Raw genomic sequence first — 20984 nt, forward strand, 5'->3', positions numbered from 1 at the left:
TTAGGCCGGTGATATCGGCAGTCCCTCCTGATCGATCCCCGGAAGACGGATCTCGAAACACGCCCCCGTGTTGCCGTCGTCGCGGTCATCGACACTGATCGCGCCATGATGCCCCTCAATGATCGTGCGCGCAATCGCCAGCCCCAGCCCGCTGTGCTGGCCAAAGGCCTCGCCTTCCGGGCGCGCGCTGTGAAAGCGGCGGAAGATTTCCTCGCGCTCGCTGGGCTCCACGCCGGGGCCTTCGTCGATCACCCGAACCAGCACGCGCGAACGCTCGGGCCCGCGCACCTGCGTCGCCTCGATCCGCACCAGCCCGCCCGGGGGAGAGAAGGACACCGCATTGTCGAGCAGGTTGGAGATCACGCGCTCGAGCCTTGTGCCCTCGCCCATCACCACCGCCACCCCGCGCCGGGGCCGCGCGAACACGATCTCGCGCCCATGGTTGAGCCCGCGCGCGCGGCGAAGATCGAGCAGGTTCTCGATCATCTCGCCCAGATCCACCGGCTCGAACCGGGTGCGGGTAAGCTGCGCATCGACCCGCGACGCTTCGGATATGTCGGTGATCAGCCGGTCCAGCCTGCGCACATCGCTGCACGCGATGTCGAACAATTGCGCGCGCAGCCCCTCGTCCTTGACGCTGCCCAGCCCCTCGAGCGCCGATCGCAACGAGGCGAGCGGGTTCTTGAGCTCGTGGCTGACATCGGCGGCAAAGGCCTCGGTCGCGTCGATCTTTTGCCGGAGCGCCAGGCTCATGTCCGATAGCGACCGCGCTAGCAGGCCGATCTCGTCGCCGCGCGAGGGCAACCGCGGCACAACGACTTCACGCGCCCGGCCCAGCCGCACCCGCACCGCGGCGCTCGCCAGCCGCCGCAGCGGCTGTACGATCGTGCGCGCCAGGAACAGCGAGAACAGCACCGACACCAAAGCCGTCGCCAGCACGATCAGCGCCAGGTTGAACCGCTCCGCGCGGACGATGCGGGTGATGTCGCGTGCGTTGTAGCTGGTGAACAGCACGCCCGAGCCCTGCGGCAGCGCGATCGCGGCGCTGATCATCGGGGTGCGATCGCGCGCATAGCGCATCCGCGCATGCGCAGCGCCGCTGTCGCGCGCGGCCACGGCTTCGGACCAGTTCTCCAGCCTGTCGGGACGGCGCTCGACATAGGCGTCCACCTTCTGGGCGTTGACCAGCCCGTCAAACCCTTCATCCAGCAGCCTCGCGGCATGGCGCTGCCAGGGCTCGTCGGCAGGATCGCGCAAGGTGTAGGTCGGCCGGCCCAGCGCAAAGCTGTCCAGCTGCAGCGCCCCTGCCCGGTCGTAAAGCCTGACCCGCGAGGCATAGCGGCTGGCGACCGCCTTCATCATCGCGATGCGGTCAGGCTGGTCGAGCCGTTCGAGCGCGTGCGCCAGCAGCCAGATGCTCTGCTGCTCCTGCTCGAGCCGTTCCTGGATAATCTGCTCGCGATAGCTGTCGAGATACAGCAGCCCGCCGCCAAGCATGGCGACCGCAAAGATATTGACCGCCAGAATCCGCCAGGTCAGCGAGACCCGCCGCGTCCAGCGCAAGCGCAGCGCGGGCGGGTTACTCGCCTGAGAAACGGTATCCGGCGCCATACAATGTATCGATTGCTGAAAATTCGGGATCGACTTCGCGGAACTTGCGCCGCAGCCGCTTGATGTGGCTGTCGATGGTGCGGTCATCGACATACACGTCGTCCTGATAGGCCGCATCCATCAGCTGGTTGCGGCTCTTTACCACCCCAGGCCGCGCCGCCAACGCCTCGAGGATCAGGAATTCGGTGACGGTCAGCGTCACCCGCTTGCCATCCCAGCTGACCATGTGCCGCGCGGGATCGATCTCCAGTCGCCCGCGCACGATCGGTTCGGCGGCGGGTTCGTCGCTTGCGGCATCGGGGGTGCGCATCAGTTCGGCGCGGCGCAGGATCGCCTTGATCCGCGCGATCAGCAGCCGCTGCGAGAACGGCTTGGTGATATAGTCGTCCGCGCCCATCGCCAGTCCCAGCGCCTCGTCGAGCTCCTCGTCCTTCGATGTCAGGAAGATCACCGGCACCGCGCTGTGTTCACGCACCCGGCGCAGCAGTTCCAGCCCGTCCATGCGCGGCATCTTGATGTCGAACAGGCACAGGTCGGGCGGCGTCTCGACGATCGCCTTGAGCGCCGCTTCGCCATCCGAATACAGCCGCGTGACAAAGCCTTCCGCCTGCAGCGCAATCGATACCGATGTCAGAATGTTGCGGTCGTCGTCGACCAGCGCGATCACTGCCGCCATGCCAGGGCTGAAACCTCCTCGATGAACCTGCCTGCCGGTCGCATATCGTCGCGTCAGGGACAACTGCTTTATGCACAATGCTGCGCCGCACCATCGCGAACCGCTCTGACGCGGAATCGCTGACCCATGTTATGACACCGGTAGCAGCTATTGACAGACCGTGTGGCAGTGGTCTTGGACGATTGAACATCAGGGATGAAACATGCGAGTCGCCTCCACGAGGTCGAGGCTGGCCAGTGGGCGCAAGTCCAGCCATCGGTGACCGCGACATGGGAGAATACTACCAGTGGCTAACAAATCCAAAGTTTCGCTTGCCGATCAAGGCTTTACCGCAACCGATAACCAGAAATGGAACCTCGGCACCGAAGCGCTGGTCGAAGAAGCCCTGCGCAATGGCGAAGGTTCGCTCGCCAAGGGCGGAGCGCTGGTCGTCGCGACCGGCAAGCACACTGGGCGCAGCGCCACCGACAAGTTCATCGTCCGGGATGCCGAGACCGAAAACTCGGTCTGGTGGGGCAAGACCAACGTAGCGATGACCCCCGAGAATTTTGCCGCGCTGAAGGCCGATTTCCTGGCCGCGCTCGCCGAGAAGCCCAAGCTGTACGTGCAGGACCTGTTCGGCGGATCGCAGAGCGAGTACCGCGTCAACGTTCGCGTGATCAACGAATTCGCCTGGCACAGCCAGTTCATCCGCACGCTGCTGGTCCGCCCCACCGCCGACCAGCTCGCCGATTTCGCGCCCGAATACACGATCATCGATCTGCCCAGCTTCCGCGCCGATCCGGCCAGGCATGGCACGCGCAGCGAAACCGTGATCGCGGTCAACCTCACCGAAAAGCTGATCCTGATCGGCGGCACCGCTTATGCCGGCGAGATGAAGAAGTCGGTGTTCGGCATCCTCAACTATCTGCTGCCCACCAAGGGCGTGATGCCGATGCACTGCTCGGCCAACATCAGCCCCGAGGGCGAAACCGCCGTGTTCTTCGGCCTTTCGGGCACCGGCAAGACCACGCTGTCGGCTGACGCCAGCCGTACGCTGATCGGCGATGACGAGCATGGCTGGTCGGACACCGCGGTGTTCAACTTCGAAGGCGGTTGCTACGCCAAGATGATCAACCTCTCGCCCGAGGCCGAGCCCGAGATCTACGCCACCACCCAGCGTTTCGGCACCGTGCTCGAGAACGTGGTGATGGATGCGGAAACCCGCACGCTCGATTTCGCCGACAACACGCTCGCGGAAAACAGCCGCGGTTCGTACCCGATCGATTTCATCCCCAACACCTCGGCCGAAAACCTGGGTCCGGTGCCGAAGAACATCATCTTCCTCACAGCCGATGCCTATGGCGTGCTGCCTCCGATCGCGCGGCTGACCGCAGAGCAAGCAATGTATCACTTCCTTTCGGGCTACACCGCGCGCGTCGCGGGCACCGAAATCGGCGTGACCGAGCCTTCGGCGACGTTCTCGACCTGCTTCGGTGCGCCGTTCATGCCGCGCCATCCTTCGGTGTACGGCAACCTGCTCAAGGAGCGCATCGCGAAGGGCAACGTCACCTGCTGGCTGGTCAACACCGGCTGGACCGGCGGCAAGTACGGCGTGGGCAACCGCATGCCGATCAAGGCAACGCGGGCCCTGCTCAATGCCGCACTCGACGGCAGCCTCAACAGCACCGAATTCCGCAAGGATCCGAACTTCGGCTTCGAGGTTCCGGTGAGCGTTCCCGGCGTCGACACTGCGATCCTCGATCCGCGCGGCACCTGGGCCGACAAGACGGACTATGACGCCACCGCGCAAAAGCTGGTCGGCCAGTTCATCGACAACTTCGCTCAATTCGAAGACCATGTCGATGAAGGCGTTCGCAGCGCCGCTCCTGTCCGGCAGTCCGTCGCTGCCTGATCCGGCCCGGACAGCATCGGGCCTTTCCAGTCGAAAGCCCGATGATGCCCGCAGCCGAAATCCGCTATTTTGAAACGTCGTCAGCCGTTCGCCTCCTGGGCGAGCGGCTGATTGGCGCTTGCCTGCCGCGCGCCGAATGGACGCATGAGGCGCATGTCGCCGCCTGCCTGTGGCTGATCACCGAGCGCCCCGATCTGGATGCGGCGCACGAACTGCCCGGCATCATCCGGCGGCACAACGAAAGCGTCGGGACGCCAAACACCGATGCGCAGGGGTTCCACGCCACGATCACGCATTGCTATGCGGTCGGGGTCGCCGCGTTCGTGCGACGCATCCATCCTGCGCTTGCGCTGGTCGACAAGGTCAACGCGCTGCTCGACGCGCCCGAAGGCGCGCGCGACTGGCCGCTGCGTTTCTATTCGCGCGAGCGGCTGTTTTCGGTTGAGGCCCGGCGTGCGGTGATTTTACCAGATGTCGCCTGCCTGCCGGGGTGATTGGCGTGGCGAGCGCGCCGTCGCCATGTTAACTTGTTCCCCGTTCGCCGGAAGAGCCCGGCTGGAGATGGGAGCATGCATCGATGGATTTCCTCAACAACATCGTCGGCCAGCTGGGCGGCGTCGACAAAATTGCCGGCCTCGCCAAGCAGGTAGGCCTCAGCGAAGAGCAGGTGCAGTCAGCCATGGCCGCGCTCGGCAAGGCTGCGCCCCAGCCCGGGGACACCGTCGCATCGGCTGCTGAGTCGACCGGCCTGCCGATGGACAAGCTCAATGACCTGCTCGCGCAGGTCGGCGGCGAGGATGCGCTTAAAAAAATCACCGGCTTTCTCGATCGCGACGGCGACGGCAACACGATGAACGACATCATGGGCTTCGCGAAGAAGTTCACGGGGCAGTGACCTTCCAGATCCTCCCCGAATTTGTCTCGGGGAGGATTTTGGTACCGCACACTTCCGCCACGTTACCACTCCCGGTTACCCCGGGCTTGCCCCGAAGCCGGGGGCGGGTGCCTGCAAGATTTCGCTCTGGGTCCCGGATCAGGTCCGGGACGACGGTAACGGCGGGCGGTTGCGCGTCTACTCAGCGGCCAGCTGGGGCGCGTCCTTCACCTCTGCATCCGCCTCGATCAGCGCAGCATCGCCATAGCGCGGGAGCGCTTCGATCTCGTCGATCGTTTCCAGCTCGCGCTTGCCGGTCTCGATGTTGAGCGCGGCGAACTTGCGGCCAGTGGACAGCACATTGCGCTCGAAGCTGCCGACGAACTTGTTGTAGTGCCCAACGGCGCTCGACAGGCCTGATCCGACGCGCTTCAAATGCTCGGCGGAGACCGCGAGGCGATCGTACATTTCCTTGCCCAGTTCGGCGATCTCACGCGCATTGGCCGCGAGCGCCTCCTGCTGCCAGACGCTCGCCACCGTCCGCGCAATGGCAACAAGATTGGTCGGCGTCGCGATCAACACCTTCTTGCCGAACGCAAAATCCCAGAGCGTGGAGTCATGCTCCATCGCGGCCGACAGGAAATGCTCGCCCGGAACAAACATGATTACATAATCGGGCGCGTCACCGAACTGGGTTTGATAGGCTTTGCCGCCAAGCGCATTGACGTGATTCTTCATCGACTGGAAATGCCGCGCCATTGCGGTGGACTTGACCAGATCGTCTTCCGCCTCGAACGCGTCTTGGTAATCGTTGAGCGAAACCTTGGCATCGACAATGAGCGTGCGTCCACCCGGAATGCGTATCACCGCATCGGGACGCAGCCGCCCGTCCTCGGATTCGACGCTGACTTCCATCATGAAGTCGGTGTGTTGCGACAGCCCGCAGCTTTCGAGAACGTTCTTGAGCTGCTGTTCGCCCCAGCGACCGCGCGCCTTGGGAGCGTTGCGAAGTGAATTGACCAACCGTGCGGTCTCGTCACGGACCTGCTGCTGGCCAGCACGCATCTGATCCATCAAGCCCTTAAGGTCGCCATAAGCCTCACTGCGGGTCGCCTCGATCTTCTGCACCTGCTCCTCATAGGTCTTGAGCCGTTCGCCGACCGGCGCCAGCAGCGTGCGGATCTTTTCCTCGTTCTTCTCTTCGGACTGCGCAAAGCGTTCGTTCGCGCGGCGCAGGAATGCCTCCTGCGCTTCTCCCAGCAGCTTGTTGCCGACTTCGCCGAACTGCTGCGAGAGCTGTTCGCGCGCTTCGACCAGCATCCGCACCTGCTTTTCATGGTTGGCGGCATCGGCCTTCATCGTGGCAAGCTCGCGCGCGGCGGCGGCGTGGTCGGCACGCAGGGTGTCAAGCTTTGCTGCCAGCTCGTCGGCCTGGCGTGCACGCTCGGCAGCGGCGGCGAGCTGGCCCGAAAGCGCGGCATGGTCGGTGCGCACGGCTTCCAGCCGCAGCGACAGGTCGTCGGCCAGCTTCGCCCGCTCGCTCGCGCCTGCCAGATCGCGGATCGCGGCGTTGAACCGCTCCTGCAGCTCCTTGAGCGCGCCTTGCGCCTCCTCGCGCTCGGCGCGCGCATCGGCGAGTGGCCTGCCGCCCAGCCACCAGCCAATGGCGAGCCCGATGATCAGGGCGACAACGATAAGGACGGCGACCACGGGGTCCATGCTGGTACTTTCCGATCGGGGTATGGAGAACGAAAAGCGAACCTAAAGCGCAGGGGAAGGCTTGGCAATGGGGCAAAGCCATCGCTCTGGGGACAACTGCCGCCGCCTTCGCGGGGGAAGCAACTGGGTAGTATACCCGTCATTCCCGCGAATGCGGGAATCCCGCTTTGGCGTAACGTACGCGCAGAAGCGGGACCCCCGCATACGCGAGGGTGACGATCTGATCTAAGCTGTCAAAACGTTGGCGATCAAGCAGCCTTGCGCAGCTTCTCGAGCTTTTTCAGCACCATCTGGCGCTTGAGGCGCGAGAGGTGATCGATGAAGAGGATGCCTTCGAGATGGTCCATCTCGTGCTGCAGGCAGGTCGCCATCAGCCCGTCCATCGCCTCTTCATGCACCTTGCCGTCCAGATCCTGCCAGCGGGCGCGGATCGTCGAGGGACGCTCGACCTCGGCATACTGATCGGGGACCGACAGGCAGCCCTCGTTGTACAGCGTGTGCTCGTCCGAGGGATCGAGGATTTCGGGGTTGATGAACACCCGCGGGGTCTTGACCAGCTCGCCGTCTTCGCCCTCGTGCTGCAGATCGATCACCAGCACGCGCTTGGGCACGCCGACCTGGATTGCGGCCAGCCCGATGCCGGGCGCGTCGTACATCGTCTCGAACATGTCGGCGACGAGCGTGCGCAGGTCTTCGTCGAACGTCTCGACGGGTGTGGACACGGTCTTCAACCGCGGATCGGGCACTTCAAGAATAGGGAGGATAGCCATGCCGCCCAGATATGACTGCAAGGCTGCCTGGTCAAGCCATGGGCAGAAGGAGAGACGCGGTCAGCCGCGCCCGAAGCTGCGCTGCGCGCCCATTGCGGCGCCCGCGACAGGCGTGCGGCGGCCGAAGCTGCGGCGTTCGACCAGCGGGTTGGCCTCCTTTTCAAGCGACGCCAGCGACAGGCGGAACACATCGCGCAGCCCTACGATATCCTCGAGCAGCTCGTCGGGTTCCTGCTGGGTTTCGACACAGTGGCGCGCGGTCATCTCGATCTTCTCGGCCAGCATCGCCAGCTGCTCGGCGCCAAACTGCCATGATTCGCCCTTGAGCGTGTGCGCAGGCAGCACCAGCCTGGCAGCGCTCTTGTCGCGCATCGCGGCCTCGATCGCGTCGACGGACTTTGTGCCGTCTTCGCGGAAATAGCCCAGAATGCGCACGAAATCGGTTCCCAGCGTGGCACGCGCCTCCGCAAAGGTCGACCAGTTGATCAACGGCGCCTCTAGATAGGACATGATGCAATCTCCCGTCGTGCCCCAAAGCACTCCGAGAGTAAATTACCCCGACAATGGTAAACGAAGTCTTGCAACGTCCCAATAACCGCGCGCGGATGCCCGCAATATTTGCACAATAGGCCGCTTGCCCGCAGTCAGTCCTTGGCGAACGGGTTCTTGGGCGCGCGATAGGTCAGCCGCACCGGAACCGCGCCAAAGTCCAGGTCACGCCGCAGGCTGTTGATCAGATAGCGCGAATAGCTCTCGGGCAGCTCCTCCACCCGGGTGCCAAAGATGATGAAACCGGGCGGGCGGACCTTGGCCTGCGTCATGTAGCGCAGCTTGATCCGCTTGCCGCCGGGCGCGGGCGGCGGGTTGGTTTCGATCGCCATTTCGAACCAGCGGTTGAGCTTGCCGGTGGAGACGCGGCGCGACCACGCGGTGCGCGTTTCGAACGCGACCTTGATCAGCGTGTCGATGCCCTTGCCGGTGATTCCCGAGATGGTGAGCACGGGCACGCCCTTGAGCTGCGCCAGACCTTCGTCGAGCGCGGCCTTGATGCCGTTGAACAGGCTCGAGGCGTCCTGCGCCACATCCCATTTGTTGATCGCGATGATCAGCGCGCGGCCTTCCTTGATCACGTTATCGGCGATCTTGAGCTCCTGCAGTTCCAGCCCGCGGGTCGCATCAAGCAGCAGCACCACGACCTCGGCATAATCGATCGCACGGCGCGCATCGGCGACCGAGAGCTTTTCGAGCTTGTCGACCACCTTGGCCTTCTTGCGCATGCCGGCGGTATCGATCAGCCGCACGGGGCGCGAGGGCGCGCCGTCGGCGGGGTTCCAGGTCCAGTCTATCGCGATCGAATCGCGGGTGATCCCGGCCTCGGGCCCGGTGATCAGCCGGTCCTCGCCCAGGATGGTGTTGATCAGCGTGGATTTGCCTGCATTGGGGCGACCGACGATGGCGAGCTGCAGCGGTGCAGCCTCCAGCGCGTTCTCGTCCACCGATTCGGCATCGATGTTGACCGCGGGCAGCTGCGTGTCGTCATCCCCGCCCTCGTCCCAGTCCTCGATCAGCGGGCGCAGCGCGTCGAAAAGCTCGGCAAGCCCCACGCCGTGCTCGGCGCTGAACGCGATCGGCTCGCCCAAGCCCAGCGAATAGGATTCCATCAGCCCACCATCGGCAGCGCGGCCCTCGGCCTTGTTGCCCATCAGGATGATCGGGGTCTTGGTGGTGCGCAGCCAGCGCGCGATTTCCTCGTCCAGCGGGGTGATGCCGGCGCGGGCATCGAACACGAACAGCGCCGCGCGGGCGGTCGCGACCGCCTGCTCGGTCTGGCGGCGCATGCGACCGGGGAGCGTTTCGGGGTCCTCGTCCTCATAGCCTGCGGTATCGACGATCTGGAAGTGCAGGCCGAGCAGCTCCGCCTTGCCCAGACGCCGGTCGCGCGTGACACCGGGCTGGTCATCGACCAGCGCCAGCTTCTTGCCCACCAGACGGTTGAACAAAGTGGATTTGCCGACATTGGGTCGGCCGATGATGACGATTTCAGGTAACATGCGCACGCCTGTATCGCGGGAAAGCGGTTTTGTCTCCCCCCGCGATCAGGTGCGTCGCTTTAGCCGGTGTCAGCGGAACGCGGTGATCGTTCCGCCATCGTCCAGGACGTACAGCGTGTTGTCCGCGACGATCGGAGGCAGCGAGACCTTTTCCTTCACGTCGAACAATACGCTGAAGCTGCCGTCAGAAGGATTGACCACACCGATCTCGCCCAGCGTATCGACGGTGAACAGGCGCCCGCCGGCCAGCACGGGGCCGTTCCAGTGGACTTGGCCTTCCTTCTTCTTTTCCTTGCGATACTGCTGCAGTTGGGTCGACCAGCGCACCTTGCCGGTGGCACGCGCGATGCACAGGATGCGCGCATCGTCGGTCAGTACGAACAGCCATTCGCCCGCGATCACCGGGGTGGAAATCCCTGCGATGTTGAGTTCCCAGATGCGCTGTCCGGTAACGAGTTCGTACGCCGCCATGCGGCCGCCCTCACCCACCGCATAGACGCGACCGCGATCGATGATCGGGTCGGCATCGATATCGGTCAGCGACGACACCGAGGTCGAGATGCTGGTGCGCGCAAGCGCATCGGACCACAGGTTGCGGCCGTTTTCATAGCGATAGGCGATGAGCTCGCCGCTCGAGAAGCCCGCGACCACGGTGCCCTGGCCTGCCGCGGGAGCGGCAACGCCGAACACGCCGGCCTGGCCCAGCGATCCGCCCTGCTGCCAGGCGATGGAGCCATCTGCCTGGTTGAGCGAGACAAGCTGGTTGTCCTGGGTCATCACATAGACCGAACCAAACGCCAGCGTCGGCGCGCCGCGCAAGGGTCCAGCAGGCTTCACCCGCCAGATCTGCGAGCCATCGGCGGAATTGAGCGCAGCGACCTCGCCCACGCCGTTTGTGGCATAGACACGGGTCGCATCGGCGCTGACGCCGCCGCCGAACACCGAGGCCGAACCGTCATCGCGAGCATCAAGCGCCACCTGCCACACCTTGGCACCGGTGGCGGTATCGAAGGCGTGGACCATGCCGTCGGTATCGACCGCATACAGCCGTCCGCCATAGACCACGGGAGCCGCCGCCAGCCGGACGCGCAGGCTGGAGCCTGCGATCTTGGCCGACCAGGCGCGCGTGATCGTCTCGCCGATCGACAGATGGCCGATCGCCTTGGTCGCGCTGCCGCCGGGCTGGTTCCAGTTGGCGTTGGTGACGGCCGCAGGCAGGATCACCGAAACGCCTGCGAGGTCCTTGTCGACTTCCGCGCCGCTTTCCGCGCGGGTGAGGATCGCGGTGCGGTTGCCCACGGTCGGCGTGATCTTGGGCTTGTCCTTGCCGCCCAGCACACCGCACCCGGCGACAGTAGCCGACAGCGCGAGAATCATTGCCCATTTCGCTTTTTGCATTGCCAGTCCAGCTCCCGAATCTTCAATAGTGCATCATCAACGGTAGCGACCCGCAAACTTGATATTACTGTCCCGCGGCCGGCGCGGAAAGTCCCGCAGCCGTGACAGGTTCTGCAACGCCCTGGGCCTTGCTGGGATCGCTCACCGCATCGACGCCCATGACACCAGCCAACTGACGGCTACGTGAACGAATGGTTTCAGGCACCTGCTTATCTTCCGACAGTTGCAGAAACAATGGTCCTGCAAGATCGGGCTTGTTCATGCGCATGTGCGCGATGGCGACCATCTCGCCTGCGCTGCCGAACCAGGGATTGCCGGGCACAGCCAGCGGCTTGAGCCGCGCGATGACATCGGCGGGCTTGAGGCTGTCATATTCCGCAGCGGTCTGGCGGATCAGCGCCAGATCGCGCAGCGGCTGCGGCAGGCTTTCGTCCGCCGCGACCTTGGCGAAGGTTGCGGCAGCCGCCTTGGGGTTCTCCTGTTCCTGCGCGATGCCTGCGGCCAGCAGCTGCGAAACTGCGCGATAGCCCGGCTGATCGGCGGTTTCGAGCGGCTTGAGCGCATTGGCCGCGCCGCTGAGGTTGTTGTTGCGCACCGCATCCAGCGCGTTGGTCAGCTCTTCGCCGCGCTCGCCGGCCGCTTCTGCGGTGGCATGGCGGTAATAGAACCAGCCGCCCAGAGCGAGCAGCACAACGACGATGCCGATCAGGATGATCTTGCCGTAATTCTGGACGATTCCGGCCATCTGGTCCTGCCGTAGGGCATCATCGACCTCACGCATGAACATGTTGTCGCGCGCGGCATCTGCGTCCTTGTTAGGTGTCAGCGCCAATTGGGACTCCCTGAATCAAAACCCTTGCCGAAAGGCGTCCGCCCCGGCTCAAGCTGGCGTCTTTACCTGCCGGAACTTGCAAAAGCCATGGCAAATTTGGCGCTGGTTGGCGCTGTTTCAGAAGCGCTTTCGGAAGCTCAGCGAGATCACGCGGCCCTGCGGGTCGATGAAGCCGGGCTGGTAGCGCAGCGGTACGGTGCCATCCTGTGTGGTCACGCGCTGCTGTGCGTTGAAGATGTTGTCGACCGACAGCCGCAGCCGGCTTCCCTTGAGGAACGACACCGCTTCGGTGAGCTTGGGCTTGTTGTCGAAGTTGACGAAAGCGCGCAGGCCGAAGGTCGCGATGTCGTTGAAGCGCAGATCGGTCGAGCCGACCAGCCCGCCGCCATCGACTCGCGATCCGCTCTGGTAATTGCCGGTGAAGCGCAAGCCGATGCCGTTGAGGAACAGCCCGCCTTCCATCTCCACGCCATGGCGCGGCACGCCGCCGCTGGAGCCAATCGCCGAACCACCGAGCAGGTCGAGATCGGCCAGACCCGGACGGATGCGGATCGTCTCGGCAAAGCGGACGGTGTGATAGATCGAGACGTTCCAGCGACCACCGCGCCCGCCCGGGCCAAAGCCGCCCGGAGGCCCGCCGCGCGGCGGGCCGCCTGCAGCTGCGCCAGCTCCGGCGCCGGGGCCGCGCGGAGCGGCATCGCCGCGGGTGGCGCCTGCGGGCGGAGCGCCAGCCTGGCCTTCACCGCGCGAAGGTCCGCCCGCGCCTGCAGGGGCAGCGCCCGGCGGGCCACCGCGTCCACCACCGGCGCCAGGGCCGCCAAAGCCACCGCCGCGCTGGTCGTTGCCGCCGATCCGCTTGGAGAAGTTGATGCCGTAGCGCACCCGGTCGCTGGTCACCCGGTCATAGTTGATCGCGCGCTGGTCGATCGCCAGCAGCGTGCCATCGGTGTCGCGGATGATGCGGTCGGGGAACGCCGCCTCGATCTCGGGGGTCAGCACCGGGAAGGACGAGGTGGTGCCATAGCTGCGGTTGCGGATGAACTCGGCGAGGAAATCCAGTCCTTCGAGGAAAGGCGGGCGATAATTGAGCGAAATCTTGACGTCGCGCCGTTCCTCGGGGGTCAGCAGCGGGTTGCCGCCGGTGATGATCGTCGCGAGCACGGTCTCGTTGCGCGCCAGATCGAAGGTGCTGATATTGGGGGTGACGATGCGCGGATCGCCCAGCTGGCTGATTCCGGGCGCGGCCTCTTCGGCGATCAGCGAAGCCTGGATCGTCAGCGTGTCGGTCGGCGCCCAGTTGAGGCCGTAGCCGAAGCTCAGCAGCCCGCCGACATCGCTCAGCTCGCGATAGCCAAGGTTGCCGTTGATCGAGAGCTTGCCGAACCATTCGCTCATGTACTGATCGACCAGCGGCACATCGATGTTGGCCGAGACGTTCGCCTCGCTGCGGGTGAGCGAAGTGTTGCCCTGCCCGGCCAGCCGGCTGTCTGTCGAATCCTGCAGTCGCCGGGCAAAGCCGCCGACCAGGGTCATCGCGATCGGCCCGGCGGGCAGATCGGCCACGGTGCCGTTGACGGTCAGCTGCGAATTGAACAGCTGGTTGCGGCTCTGCGCCGAATCGCTGATCAGCGCGGGCAGCAGCGTGCCGAGCGTGCCAGTGAACGGATTGATCGCGCCGGTGGGCGCAGAGATCGCCGCCTGCAGCCCCGAGACATCCGCGCCGCGGTCGATGATCGTCAGCGTATCGACCCGGGTGTAATCCCCGGTCAGCGCCCATTTCCAGTTGGCGGGCAGCACGCCGTTGGCGTTGAAGCCCAGTGAATAGGTGTCGCTGTCGACGGTGCGGGTGATGCTGCGCGGATCACCGAACGCGGTGAGCAGCGTGACATCGCGACCAAAGGGCGAGAACGGATTGGTCGCGGGAATGGTCAGCGTCGCGGTGTTGAGTCCGAGCAGCGAGGTCGCGAAATTGTTGGTGTAGGTCGCGTTGACCTGGACATTGGTGTCCGGCCCCAGATTGCGGATATAGGTCGCGTTCGCCTGGATGCGGTCCGAATTGGGGATCAGCGTGCGGAATTCACCGAGATCGGTGGTGTTCGCGGCGCCATTGAAGGCCGAGAGTGCTGGTGCTCCGGTGATCCCCTGCGGCACCCCTGCCAGCGACACCGGCCGTCCGGCCAGCGCGCTCAGCGCAGGCGAAATCTCGGCGCCCGTGCCAAACGGCGATGCACCGATATTGCCGCCCAGCGCGAACGGTGCGCTGCTGTCGGGCTGGACGATGCCGCGCTCGCTTTCGCGCAGCGCGGTTGCCATCTCGTATTCGACATCGACGATCAGCCGGGTGTTCTTGCCCAGCTTGGTGAAGGTGCCCTCGAACTCGGTGGTGCCATAGCCGCCCTGGGTGGACAGGCCGTTGTCGATCTCGGCGGCAATGCTCTGGTAATTGTCGACCAGGATGAAGTTGATCACGCGCTGGTCGGGGCGGAAACCGTATTTGAGAGCGAGCTCCTCGGGGAACACCTCGACCTTCTGGATCGCTTCGGGCGGGATATCGCGGATCGCGCGGAAGCCCGAGACGCGCTGGCCGTTGAGCAGCACCACCGGGCCATCGCCGCCGCGTCCACGCGCGCTGCCGGTCTGCGGCGCGATCTGCGCGAGCAATTCGGCAAGCGAGGAGGCGCCATAGCTTGCGATGTCGGTGGTGTTGAGCTCGGTCACCGGAGGCACATCGGTCTGGATCGATCCGCGCAACCGCTCTGCGCGCACAACGATGGTATCGCCATCGTTGTCGGGCTCGGTATCGGCAGGCTGGGTTGCCGCGGTCTGCGCCTGATCGGCTTCGGCCGCTATCGCCGCTCCCGTTTCCGCCCCCGTGATCGCCACATTGGCTGCCTCGGCATTCGCCTCGGTATCGGCAAGCGATGCCGCCAGGGCCGCAGGGCTCCCCGCCAGCAGCAGCGCGGTGGCAAGCGTCACCCCAAGCGCCGGACGGGCATGGGGCATCGGGGCGGCAAGGGGGCGCAGCGTAAACATCATGGCTAGGTACGGCTCTTTTTATGGTTCGGACGCCGGGGGAGAGGCGCGATGGGGAATTTATCTGTTGCAGTGCAATATGATGCGGGGCCGAGCCTTAGCCAGTGCTCAATTGTAACAAATTTTCGCGCAAGCGGCGAAGCGCTGCGACAGACGACATCAACTCCCGTCTTTTCTTTTGCACGCTTTGTCTGTAAGGCGCGCTCACCTTTGCGCAGGCGGTTCCCCGGAACAGCGGCGCATTTCGATGACACACCGTTTGTGCCGTCATAACCAGAACCACATTGCAGGGGCCGAATGGCAAAAGAAGAACTTCTCGAAATGCGCGGCCAGGTGGTCGAACTGCTTCCCAACGCCATGTTCCGCGTGAAGCTGGAAAACGATCACGAAATCCTGGGCCACACCGCCGGCAAGATGCGCAAGAACCGCATCCGCGTGCTGGTGGGCGATGAAGTTCTGGTCGAGCTGACGCCTTATGATCTGACCAAGGGCCGGATTACATACCGCTTCAAATGAGCATGGCGGCGATGCCCCCGCTCATCCTTGCATCGGCCAGTCCGCGACGCCAGCAGCTGCTGGCGCGGATCGGCGTGACCGCCGATGCCATTGTCCCTGCCGATATCGACGAGACCCCGATCAAGGCCGAACTGCCGCGCGTCTATGCGCGGAGGATGGCGGCGCAGAAGGCACAGGTCGTCGCCAGCCAGCGCCCCGACAGCGCGGTACTTTCGGGCGATACCGTGGTTGCGGTCGGCCGCCGCATCCTGCCCAAGGCCGAAAGCGAAGCCGAAGCGCGGATGTGCCTCGAGCAGGTTTCGGGCCGCCGCCATATGGTGCTGAGCGCCGTCACCCTGATGCTGCCCGATGGCCGCAGCCTGCACCGGCTGTCCGAAAGCGCGGTCATCTTCAAGCGGCTCCACGCCGATGAGGTCGACGCCTATATCGCCAGCGGCGAATGGCAGGGCAAGGCGGGTGGCTATGCCATCCAGGGCAGCGCCGAGGCACTGATCCGCTCGATGGCGGGGAGCTATAGCGGCATCATGGGCCTGCCCTTGTACGAAACGCGCAGCATGCTGGTTACCGCCGGTCTGCTGAGCCCCGCCGCATGACCCACTGGATCCACGAAGACGGCATCGGCGAGGAGCGCGCCGCGCTGATCGAGCATGGCCGCATCATCGAAGCGCGCATCCAGCGCAGCGATCTGGCGCTGGGCTGCGGCGCGGTGGTCGAGGCGCGGCTACTGGCGAAAAGCGCAGGCGGCCACCGCGCGCGCGTCGCGCTGGCCGATGGCCGCGAAGCGATGCTGCAGCCGGTCCCCAAGGAGCTGAGCGAAGGCAAGATTCTGCGCGCCGAGGTGCTGCGCGAAAGCCTGTTCGAGGCCGGAACCGCGCGCCACAAGCCTGCCAGGCTGCGCGCAGTCTCCGCCGATACGCCGTTGCGCGCGACCCCGAGCCTGCTCGATCGGATCACCGCCGATGGGTACGAGATTGTCCGCGCCACACCGTACGGAGCCGATCTGCTCGCCGATTCGGGCTGGCACGATCTGCTGGCGGAGGCCGAAACCGGCGAGGTCACCTTTACCGGCGGATCGCTGACGCTGTCGCCCACCCCTGCGATGATGGTGATCGATGTCGATGGCGACATCGCGCCGCGGGCGCTGGGGCTGGCAGCAGCAACGCAGAGCGCGCTCGCGATCCGCCGCCACGGCATCGGCGGCGGCGTGGTCGTCGATTTCCCGACGCTCGCCGACAAGGCCGATCGCAATGCCGTGGCCAACTATTTCGACGCCGCGATGACCATCCCGTGCGAGCGCACCGCGATCAACGGCTACGGGCTGATGCAGATCGTGCTCAAACGCACCCGCGCCTCGCTGATCGAACTGCATGCCGCAGAACCGGTGCGCTGGCGGCTGCTCGCCGCGCTGCGCAGCGCCGAGCGCGATCATGGCACCGGCCCGATCACGATCGATCTGGCGTCGGACGAATCGCGACTGCTGCTAGGCGAACCGGCGCTGCTCGAAGCACTGCAGCGCCGCAGCGGGCGCCCGGTTGTCCTCGCCGAACGCACCGCCTAGATACGGCATCATGACCGATCCTCGCCCCAATCCGCGCGCCTGCCCGATGTGCCGCAAGCCCGCGCGCGCCGAATTCACACCCTTTTGCAGCAAGGCCTGCAAGGACCGCGACCTGCTGCAATGGCTGGGCGAAGGCTATAGCGTCCCCGGCCCGCCCGCCGACCAGCCCGATGCGGATTATGATTGAGGCCGAATCCGAAAAGGGAGAACGGTCGCGCGATTTTGCTATGGACAAGCCCCGCCTGCCCTGCCTATAGGCGGCGCTCCAAATCGCCGGTGAGGCGATGCAGGCGGCACGTCGGTGCCACCAGATGCCCGGGTAGCTCAGTTGGTAGAGCATGCGATTGAAAATCGCAGTGTCGGCGGTTCGACCCCGTCCCCGGGCACCACTTCCTTCCTTTCATGAGCAGGTCCCCGGCGTCCCGCCGCCTTGAGCCCGCTGCAAAAACGTCTGGCTTGGCGCGCGCTGTCGGCCCATGATCGGCGTGCGTCCGTTGCACAGCAAGGAAAGCCAGATGACCGGCAGCATTCTCGTGATACTGGGATCGGAGCGCATATCCGGCCCGCCCGAACCGCCGCGGCTTGGCGAACGGGTGGCAGCCGCATGCGTGCACAGGCTGGAGGCAAAGGCGGTGCCTGCCACGCTGGTCGATCCGGTCGAGATCGAGCTGCCGCACCCCTTCAAGCCGCATTTCGCTTATCGCCGCGGATCGGCGCCTGAAGTGCTCGACCGGCTTGCCGAGCAGATAGCCGCGGCTGATGGCTATGTGATGGTCAGCCCCGAATACAACCACATGATGAGCCCGGTGCTTGCCGACCTGCTCAACCATTTCGGCAGCTCGCTGTTCTCGTACAAGCCCAGCGCCATCGTCACCTATTCGGCAGGCCAATGGGGCGGGACGCGCGCTGCGGTCAGCATGCGCACCTTCCTGTCCGAGCTGGGCTGCCTGCCGGTCTCGGCGATGATCCATGTGCCGCGCGCGCACGAGGTGTTCGGTGCGGATGGCACCTACCTTGCCGGCGTCGATGCCGCGCGCTGGGACGGCTATCTGGACCGGACGCTCGACCAGCTGGGTTGGTGGGCGGCAGCGGCTGCGCGGCAGCGCGGCGATGGCGGCAAGCGGCCCGGCGCGTTCATGGTCGATCCATCGCAAAGAAATGCGCCCTGACGCCATGGCCGGGCCGGTCGCGCACCCGATGCCGGGCGATGTCAGGTTCACCACCCGCGCCGCGCCGCCTTCACTCGATCATGCGGTGCTCGAGCTGTGGCATCTCGACGATCCGGGGGCACCGCATTGCGGCTTGCCCAAGCCGTATGTCGAGATCGTGGTCAGCCTGCGCGGGATCCACTGGTGGCGCGCGGCGCCGGGCATGCCCGAGCATCGCTATGCCACCGCCTGGGTGACCCCGGTGCAGGACGGCCCGCGATGTGCCCGCGCCGAAGGTCGGCGCGAGCTCGTGGGCGCACGGCTGCAGCCCTGGGCGGCCAAGGCCTGGCTTGGTACGCTGCCCCCCGGCAATGGCACCCCGCCCCCCAGGCTATCGGCGCTGCTCGGCCGCGAGGCAGGTCTGTTGCGCGATTCGCTCAAGGCTGCGGACAGCCTGGACGCGCTGTTCGAACGCTTTGCTGCGTGGCTCGAGGTACGGCTGCCCGACCGCGATGCGATCACCCTGCCCGCCCCTTGCCGCGACACCGACCGCGCGATGGATCTCGCCAGAGCGGTCGAAGCGACGCCGCGGCACTATCGCAGGCTGTTTTCGGGCCGTACCGATCTGGCGCTCAAACGCTGGCTGCTGCTCCACCGGATCGACGCGGTGCTGCGCGATCCCAGGCTCGCCGACCCACGCTTCTCGCTCGCGGTGCTGGCGTGCGAGCATGGCTTTGCCGATCAGGCGCATCTCACGCGCGAAATGAAGCGGTTCACCGGAGCCACCCCCGGCCAGTTGCGGCACCGCGCCGCGCATTATCCGCCGCACATGCTGATGCCGCGATGACCCCTTTATTCAATCCTGCGCTTTCGCCCGCTGCTAATCGAGGCATCGAAAGGAGCTTGGCATGAGCATGGGACGGAAAATTTTGGCGGTGGTGCTGGGGACGGTCACTGCAGGGCTCGCGATTGCGGGGGTGGAGATGCTCGCGCATGGCCGCATCACCGGCGACGCATTGTTCGCTGCAGTGGCGGCGGGTTACGGGCTGGGCGCTTTCGGCGGCAGCCTGGTGGCGTTCCGGCTCTCAGGGGCGCGCTGGACAGCGGTCGCGGTGACGGGGATCCTCGCGCTGCTCGCCATCGGCAACCTGTTCGCGCTGCCGCACCCGATGTGGTTCGTACCGGTCGCCGCGGTGACGCTGGCGGCGGGCCATGCCGCAGCGATTGCGGTATCGCGTCGGTCTGGCGGACAGGCCTTGTCCTGACTGGGTCCCGGCCTATGATCGCGCATCAGGCACGGAGACGAACATGACGCTGAAAGACACGCTGGTTCCCACCTACATCCAGATGCTCGGGGCGCTCTCCGCGTGGCTGGACAAGGCATCGGATCAGCTGCCCGCCGACAGGGCCGCAGCGATCATGCGCGCGCGACTCGCGCCGGACATGTTCCCGCTGTTCACCCAGATCTGCTTTTCGTGCGTCCAGGCGCAGGAGGGCATCTTTCGCCTGCGGCATGAGGAAATGCCCGCCTCGGTCGGCGCGCTGCTGGCGGACGGGCGCAACGCCGACACGACCACGCCGACGATCGCCGATGCCCGGGCCCGAATCGCCGAGACGCTGCGGATCGTCGAGGCAGCCGCTGCGGACGCGCCCGATCTGTCGCCCGATGCGCCGCTGGCGCACACCTTGCCCAACGGCATGGTGTTCGATCTCACCGCCGCGCAATACATCCGCGACTGGGCGCTGCCGCAGCTCTATTTCCATGTGATGGCCGCCTATGCCATCCTGCGGGCCGAGGGCGTGGGCATCGGAAAGGCGGATTTCGTCGCGCACATGTTCCCCTTCCTGCGTCCAGGGACGATGCCGAAACCCGGCTGACCCTTGCGGCAACCGGACACAAGGCGAGTGCGTACGGAGCGATGATGACGCCAGGCTGGCGTCATCGACGAGTCCTTTTCGCGGGCTATCACCGCGATCAGCAAGGGAGAACGATGATGGCCTATGTTTCCGCAGCCGATGGCACGCAGATTTTCTACAAGGACTGGGGACCGCGCGATGCCCAGCCGATCGTGTTCCACCATGGCTGGCCGCTGTCGTCCGACGACTGGGACACGCAGATGCTGTTCTTCCTCGATCAGGGATTCCGCGTCGTCGCGCACGACCGGCGCGGCCATGGCCGGTCACAGCAGGTGAGCGAGGGGCATGACATGGACCATTATGCCAGTGATGCCGCAGCCGTCACCGCGCATCTCGACCTAAAGAATGCGGTGCACATCGGCCACTCGACCGGCGGCGGCGAAGCTGCGCGTTATGTCGCTCAGCACGGCATCCCGCAGGGCCGCGTCGCCAAGGCCGTGCTGGTCGCGGCGGTGCCGCCGATCATGATCAAGACCGAGCGCTACCCCGGCGGACTCGACATGGAGGTGTTCGACGGCTTTCGCAGCGGCCTCGCCGCCAACCGCGCCGCCTTCTTCCGCGATGTCGCCTCCGGACCGTTCTATGGCTTCAACCGCGAGGATTCTCAGCCCGATGAGGCTGTGGTCGAAAACTGGTGGCGGCAGGGCATGATGGGAAGCGCCAAGGCGCATTACGATGGCATCAAGGCCTTTTCCGAAACCGACCAGACCGACGACCTGAAGGCGATGACCGTCCCTACCCTGGTGCTGCACGGCGATGACGATCAGGTGGTGCCTTACAAGAACGCCGCGCTGCTGCAGGCCGATCTGCTCCCCGATGCCACGCTGAAAATCTATGAAGGCCTTTCCCACGGGATGCTGACGGTCAACGCCGACACGCTCAACGCCGATATTCTCGCCTTCATCCGATCCTGATCCCAAAGGTCACGCGCCCAGTACGCAGAAAACGCGACGGACCGGGCGCGGAGCACCGCCAAGCCCCTGTTCT

Annotated in this window: 21 protein-coding genes and 1 tRNA gene; 13 read left to right on the top strand and 9 right to left on the bottom strand. The window is 65.3% G+C overall.

The genetic code is table 11. From position 1 onward, the window contains the following. Both IP68_RS09490 and IP68_RS09495 read right to left on the bottom strand, forming a co-directional pair. Positions 1-1611 (bottom strand): ATP-binding protein, encoded by a 1611-nt coding sequence (locus IP68_RS09490; RefSeq protein WP_054134717.1) that lies wholly within the window; start codon positions 1609-1611, stop codon positions 1-3. Then, positions 1580-2287 carry a response regulator transcription factor gene (locus IP68_RS09495; RefSeq protein ID WP_054134718.1) on the bottom strand — a complete coding sequence of 236 codons (708 nt, stop codon included), beginning with the start codon at positions 2285-2287 and terminating at the stop codon, positions 1580-1582. Before IP68_RS09495 ends, IP68_RS09490 begins: the two co-directional genes overlap by 32 nt. 286 nt (positions 2288-2573) lie before the next feature. On the opposite strand from IP68_RS09495, the gene IP68_RS09500 reads away from it, so the two are divergent. The 3 genes from IP68_RS09500 (at position 2574) to IP68_RS09510 (ending at position 5076) form a co-directional block, all read left to right on the top strand. Further along, positions 2574-4181: a phosphoenolpyruvate carboxykinase gene (locus IP68_RS09500; protein ID WP_054134719.1), complete on the top strand. Its 1608-nt coding sequence runs from the start codon at positions 2574-2576 to the stop codon at positions 4179-4181. Positions 4182-4225: 44 nt separating this feature from the next. Continuing rightward, positions 4226-4675, top strand: a complete 450-nt coding sequence (locus IP68_RS09505) for a hypothetical protein (RefSeq protein ID WP_054134811.1) — start codon at positions 4226-4228, stop codon at positions 4673-4675. Between the two features lie 83 nt (positions 4676-4758). Continuing rightward, positions 4759-5076: a hypothetical protein gene (locus tag IP68_RS09510; RefSeq protein ID WP_054134720.1), complete on the top strand. Its 318-nt coding sequence runs from the start codon at positions 4759-4761 to the stop codon at positions 5074-5076. A gap of 177 nt (positions 5077-5253) precedes the next feature. On the opposite strand, the gene rmuC is transcribed toward IP68_RS09510, so the two are convergent. The 7 genes from rmuC to IP68_RS09545 form a co-directional block, all read right to left on the bottom strand. After that, positions 5254-6774 (bottom strand): DNA recombination protein RmuC, encoded by a 1521-nt coding sequence (rmuC, locus tag IP68_RS09515; RefSeq protein ID WP_054134721.1) that lies wholly within the window; start codon positions 6772-6774, stop codon positions 5254-5256. A gap of 248 nt (positions 6775-7022) precedes the next feature. Then, positions 7023-7544, bottom strand: coding sequence for a peptide deformylase (gene def, locus IP68_RS09520; protein WP_054134722.1), 522 nt, complete (start codon positions 7542-7544; stop codon positions 7023-7025). A gap of 60 nt (positions 7545-7604) precedes the next feature. Beyond that, complete coding sequence (locus IP68_RS09525; RefSeq protein ID WP_054134723.1) at positions 7605-8054, bottom strand: Hpt domain-containing protein; 450 nt, start codon at positions 8052-8054, stop codon at positions 7605-7607. Between the two features lie 134 nt (positions 8055-8188). Continuing rightward, entirely contained in the window at positions 8189-9595 is a 1407-nt protein-coding gene (der, locus tag IP68_RS09530) for a ribosome biogenesis GTPase Der (RefSeq protein WP_054134724.1), read from the bottom strand. A gap of 69 nt (positions 9596-9664) precedes the next feature. Then, positions 9665-10972 (bottom strand): PQQ-binding-like beta-propeller repeat protein, encoded by a 1308-nt coding sequence (locus IP68_RS09535; RefSeq protein ID WP_231683867.1) that lies wholly within the window; start codon positions 10970-10972, stop codon positions 9665-9667. Between the two features lie 85 nt (positions 10973-11057). After that, complete coding sequence (locus tag IP68_RS09540; RefSeq protein ID WP_054134726.1) at positions 11058-11825, bottom strand: tetratricopeptide repeat protein; 768 nt, start codon at positions 11823-11825, stop codon at positions 11058-11060. Positions 11826-11942: 117 nt separating this feature from the next. Further along, the gene (locus IP68_RS09545) at positions 11943-14861 is read right to left on the bottom strand and encodes a TonB-dependent receptor plug domain-containing protein (protein ID WP_156318015.1); all 2919 of its coding nucleotides are present in this window, start codon (positions 14859-14861) and stop codon (positions 11943-11945) included. Positions 14862-15155: 294 nt separating this feature from the next. On the opposite strand from IP68_RS09545, the gene infA reads away from it, so the two are divergent. From infA to IP68_RS09595, 10 genes are all read left to right on the top strand, one after another. After that, the gene (gene infA / locus IP68_RS09550) at positions 15156-15374 is read left to right on the top strand and encodes a translation initiation factor IF-1 (RefSeq protein ID WP_010162480.1); all 219 of its coding nucleotides are present in this window, start codon (positions 15156-15158) and stop codon (positions 15372-15374) included. A gap of 11 nt (positions 15375-15385) precedes the next feature. Beyond that, positions 15386-15967: a nucleoside triphosphate pyrophosphatase gene (locus IP68_RS09555; RefSeq protein WP_054134812.1), complete on the top strand. Its 582-nt coding sequence runs from the start codon at positions 15386-15388 to the stop codon at positions 15965-15967. Beyond that, on the top strand, positions 15964-16932 hold the full coding sequence (locus IP68_RS09560; RefSeq protein ID WP_054134728.1) for a ribonuclease E/G: 969 nt from the start codon (positions 15964-15966) through the stop codon (positions 16930-16932). Before IP68_RS09555 ends, IP68_RS09560 begins: the two co-directional genes overlap by 4 nt. A 10-nt stretch (positions 16933-16942) precedes the next feature. Further along, positions 16943-17119, top strand: a complete 177-nt coding sequence (locus tag IP68_RS09565; protein WP_054134729.1) for a DNA gyrase inhibitor YacG — start codon at positions 16943-16945, stop codon at positions 17117-17119. Positions 17120-17245: 126 nt separating this feature from the next. Then, positions 17246-17321, top strand: a tRNA-Phe gene (locus IP68_RS09570). 126 nt (positions 17322-17447) lie between these two features. After that, positions 17448-18101, top strand: coding sequence for an NADPH-dependent FMN reductase (locus IP68_RS09575; RefSeq protein ID WP_054134813.1), 654 nt, complete (start codon positions 17448-17450; stop codon positions 18099-18101). 4 nt (positions 18102-18105) lie between these two features. Then, the gene (locus IP68_RS09580; RefSeq protein ID WP_197275764.1) at positions 18106-18927 is read left to right on the top strand and encodes an AraC family transcriptional regulator; all 822 of its coding nucleotides are present in this window, start codon (positions 18106-18108) and stop codon (positions 18925-18927) included. A gap of 67 nt (positions 18928-18994) precedes the next feature. Beyond that, positions 18995-19345 carry a hypothetical protein gene (locus IP68_RS09585; RefSeq protein WP_156318019.1) on the top strand — a complete coding sequence of 117 codons (351 nt, stop codon included), beginning with the start codon at positions 18995-18997 and terminating at the stop codon, positions 19343-19345. 43 nt (positions 19346-19388) lie between these two features. Further along, positions 19389-19958, top strand: coding sequence for a DUF1993 family protein (locus tag IP68_RS09590; RefSeq protein WP_054134732.1), 570 nt, complete (start codon positions 19389-19391; stop codon positions 19956-19958). Positions 19959-20074: 116 nt separating this feature from the next. Further along, a complete protein-coding gene (locus tag IP68_RS09595) occupies positions 20075-20911 on the top strand; it encodes an alpha/beta fold hydrolase (protein ID WP_054134814.1) in 837 nt (278 codons plus the stop codon). Positions 20912-20984: the final 73 nt, after the last annotated feature.

Source organism: Blastomonas sp. AAP25, assembly GCF_001295965.1.
GTDB classification, from domain to species: Bacteria; Pseudomonadota; Alphaproteobacteria; order Sphingomonadales; family Sphingomonadaceae; genus Blastomonas; species Blastomonas fulva.

What these genes read in the sequence shown, in the direction of transcription:
- IP68_RS09490 (WP_054134717.1), bottom strand. Translation starts at nt 1,611, where the DNA reads ATGGCGCCGGATACCGTTTCTCAGGCGAGTAACCCGCCCGCGCTGCGC.
- IP68_RS09495 (WP_054134718.1), bottom strand. Translation starts at nt 2,287, where the DNA reads ATGGCGGCAGTGATCGCGCTGGTCGACGACGACCGCAACATTCTGACA.
- IP68_RS09505 (WP_054134811.1), top strand. Translation starts at nt 4,226, where the DNA reads ATGCCCGCAGCCGAAATCCGCTATTTTGAAACGTCGTCAGCCGTTCGC.
- IP68_RS09510 (WP_054134720.1), top strand. Translation starts at nt 4,759, where the DNA reads ATGGATTTCCTCAACAACATCGTCGGCCAGCTGGGCGGCGTCGACAAA.
- rmuC (WP_054134721.1), bottom strand. Translation starts at nt 6,774, where the DNA reads ATGGACCCCGTGGTCGCCGTCCTTATCGTTGTCGCCCTGATCATCGGG.
- def (WP_054134722.1), bottom strand. Translation starts at nt 7,544, where the DNA reads ATGGCTATCCTCCCTATTCTTGAAGTGCCCGATCCGCGGTTGAAGACC.
- IP68_RS09525 (WP_054134723.1), bottom strand. Translation starts at nt 8,054, where the DNA reads ATGTCCTATCTAGAGGCGCCGTTGATCAACTGGTCGACCTTTGCGGAG.
- der (WP_054134724.1), bottom strand. Translation starts at nt 9,595, where the DNA reads ATGTTACCTGAAATCGTCATCATCGGCCGACCCAATGTCGGCAAATCC.
- IP68_RS09535 (WP_231683867.1), bottom strand. Translation starts at nt 10,972, where the DNA reads ATGATTCTCGCGCTGTCGGCTACTGTCGCCGGGTGCGGTGTGCTGGGC.
- IP68_RS09545 (WP_156318015.1), bottom strand. Translation starts at nt 14,861, where the DNA reads ATGATGTTTACGCTGCGCCCCCTTGCCGCCCCGATGCCCCATGCCCGT.
- infA (WP_010162480.1), top strand. Translation starts at nt 15,156, where the DNA reads ATGGCAAAAGAAGAACTTCTCGAAATGCGCGGCCAGGTGGTCGAACTG.
- IP68_RS09555 (WP_054134812.1), top strand. Translation starts at nt 15,386, where the DNA reads ATGCCCCCGCTCATCCTTGCATCGGCCAGTCCGCGACGCCAGCAGCTG.
- IP68_RS09560 (WP_054134728.1), top strand. Translation starts at nt 15,964, where the DNA reads ATGACCCACTGGATCCACGAAGACGGCATCGGCGAGGAGCGCGCCGCG.
- IP68_RS09565 (WP_054134729.1), top strand. Translation starts at nt 16,943, where the DNA reads ATGACCGATCCTCGCCCCAATCCGCGCGCCTGCCCGATGTGCCGCAAG.
- IP68_RS09575 (WP_054134813.1), top strand. Translation starts at nt 17,448, where the DNA reads ATGACCGGCAGCATTCTCGTGATACTGGGATCGGAGCGCATATCCGGC.
- IP68_RS09580 (WP_197275764.1), top strand. Translation starts at nt 18,106, where the DNA reads ATGGCCGGGCCGGTCGCGCACCCGATGCCGGGCGATGTCAGGTTCACC.
- IP68_RS09585 (WP_156318019.1), top strand. Translation starts at nt 18,995, where the DNA reads ATGGGACGGAAAATTTTGGCGGTGGTGCTGGGGACGGTCACTGCAGGG.
- IP68_RS09590 (WP_054134732.1), top strand. Translation starts at nt 19,389, where the DNA reads ATGACGCTGAAAGACACGCTGGTTCCCACCTACATCCAGATGCTCGGG.
- IP68_RS09595 (WP_054134814.1), top strand. Translation starts at nt 20,075, where the DNA reads ATGGCCTATGTTTCCGCAGCCGATGGCACGCAGATTTTCTACAAGGAC.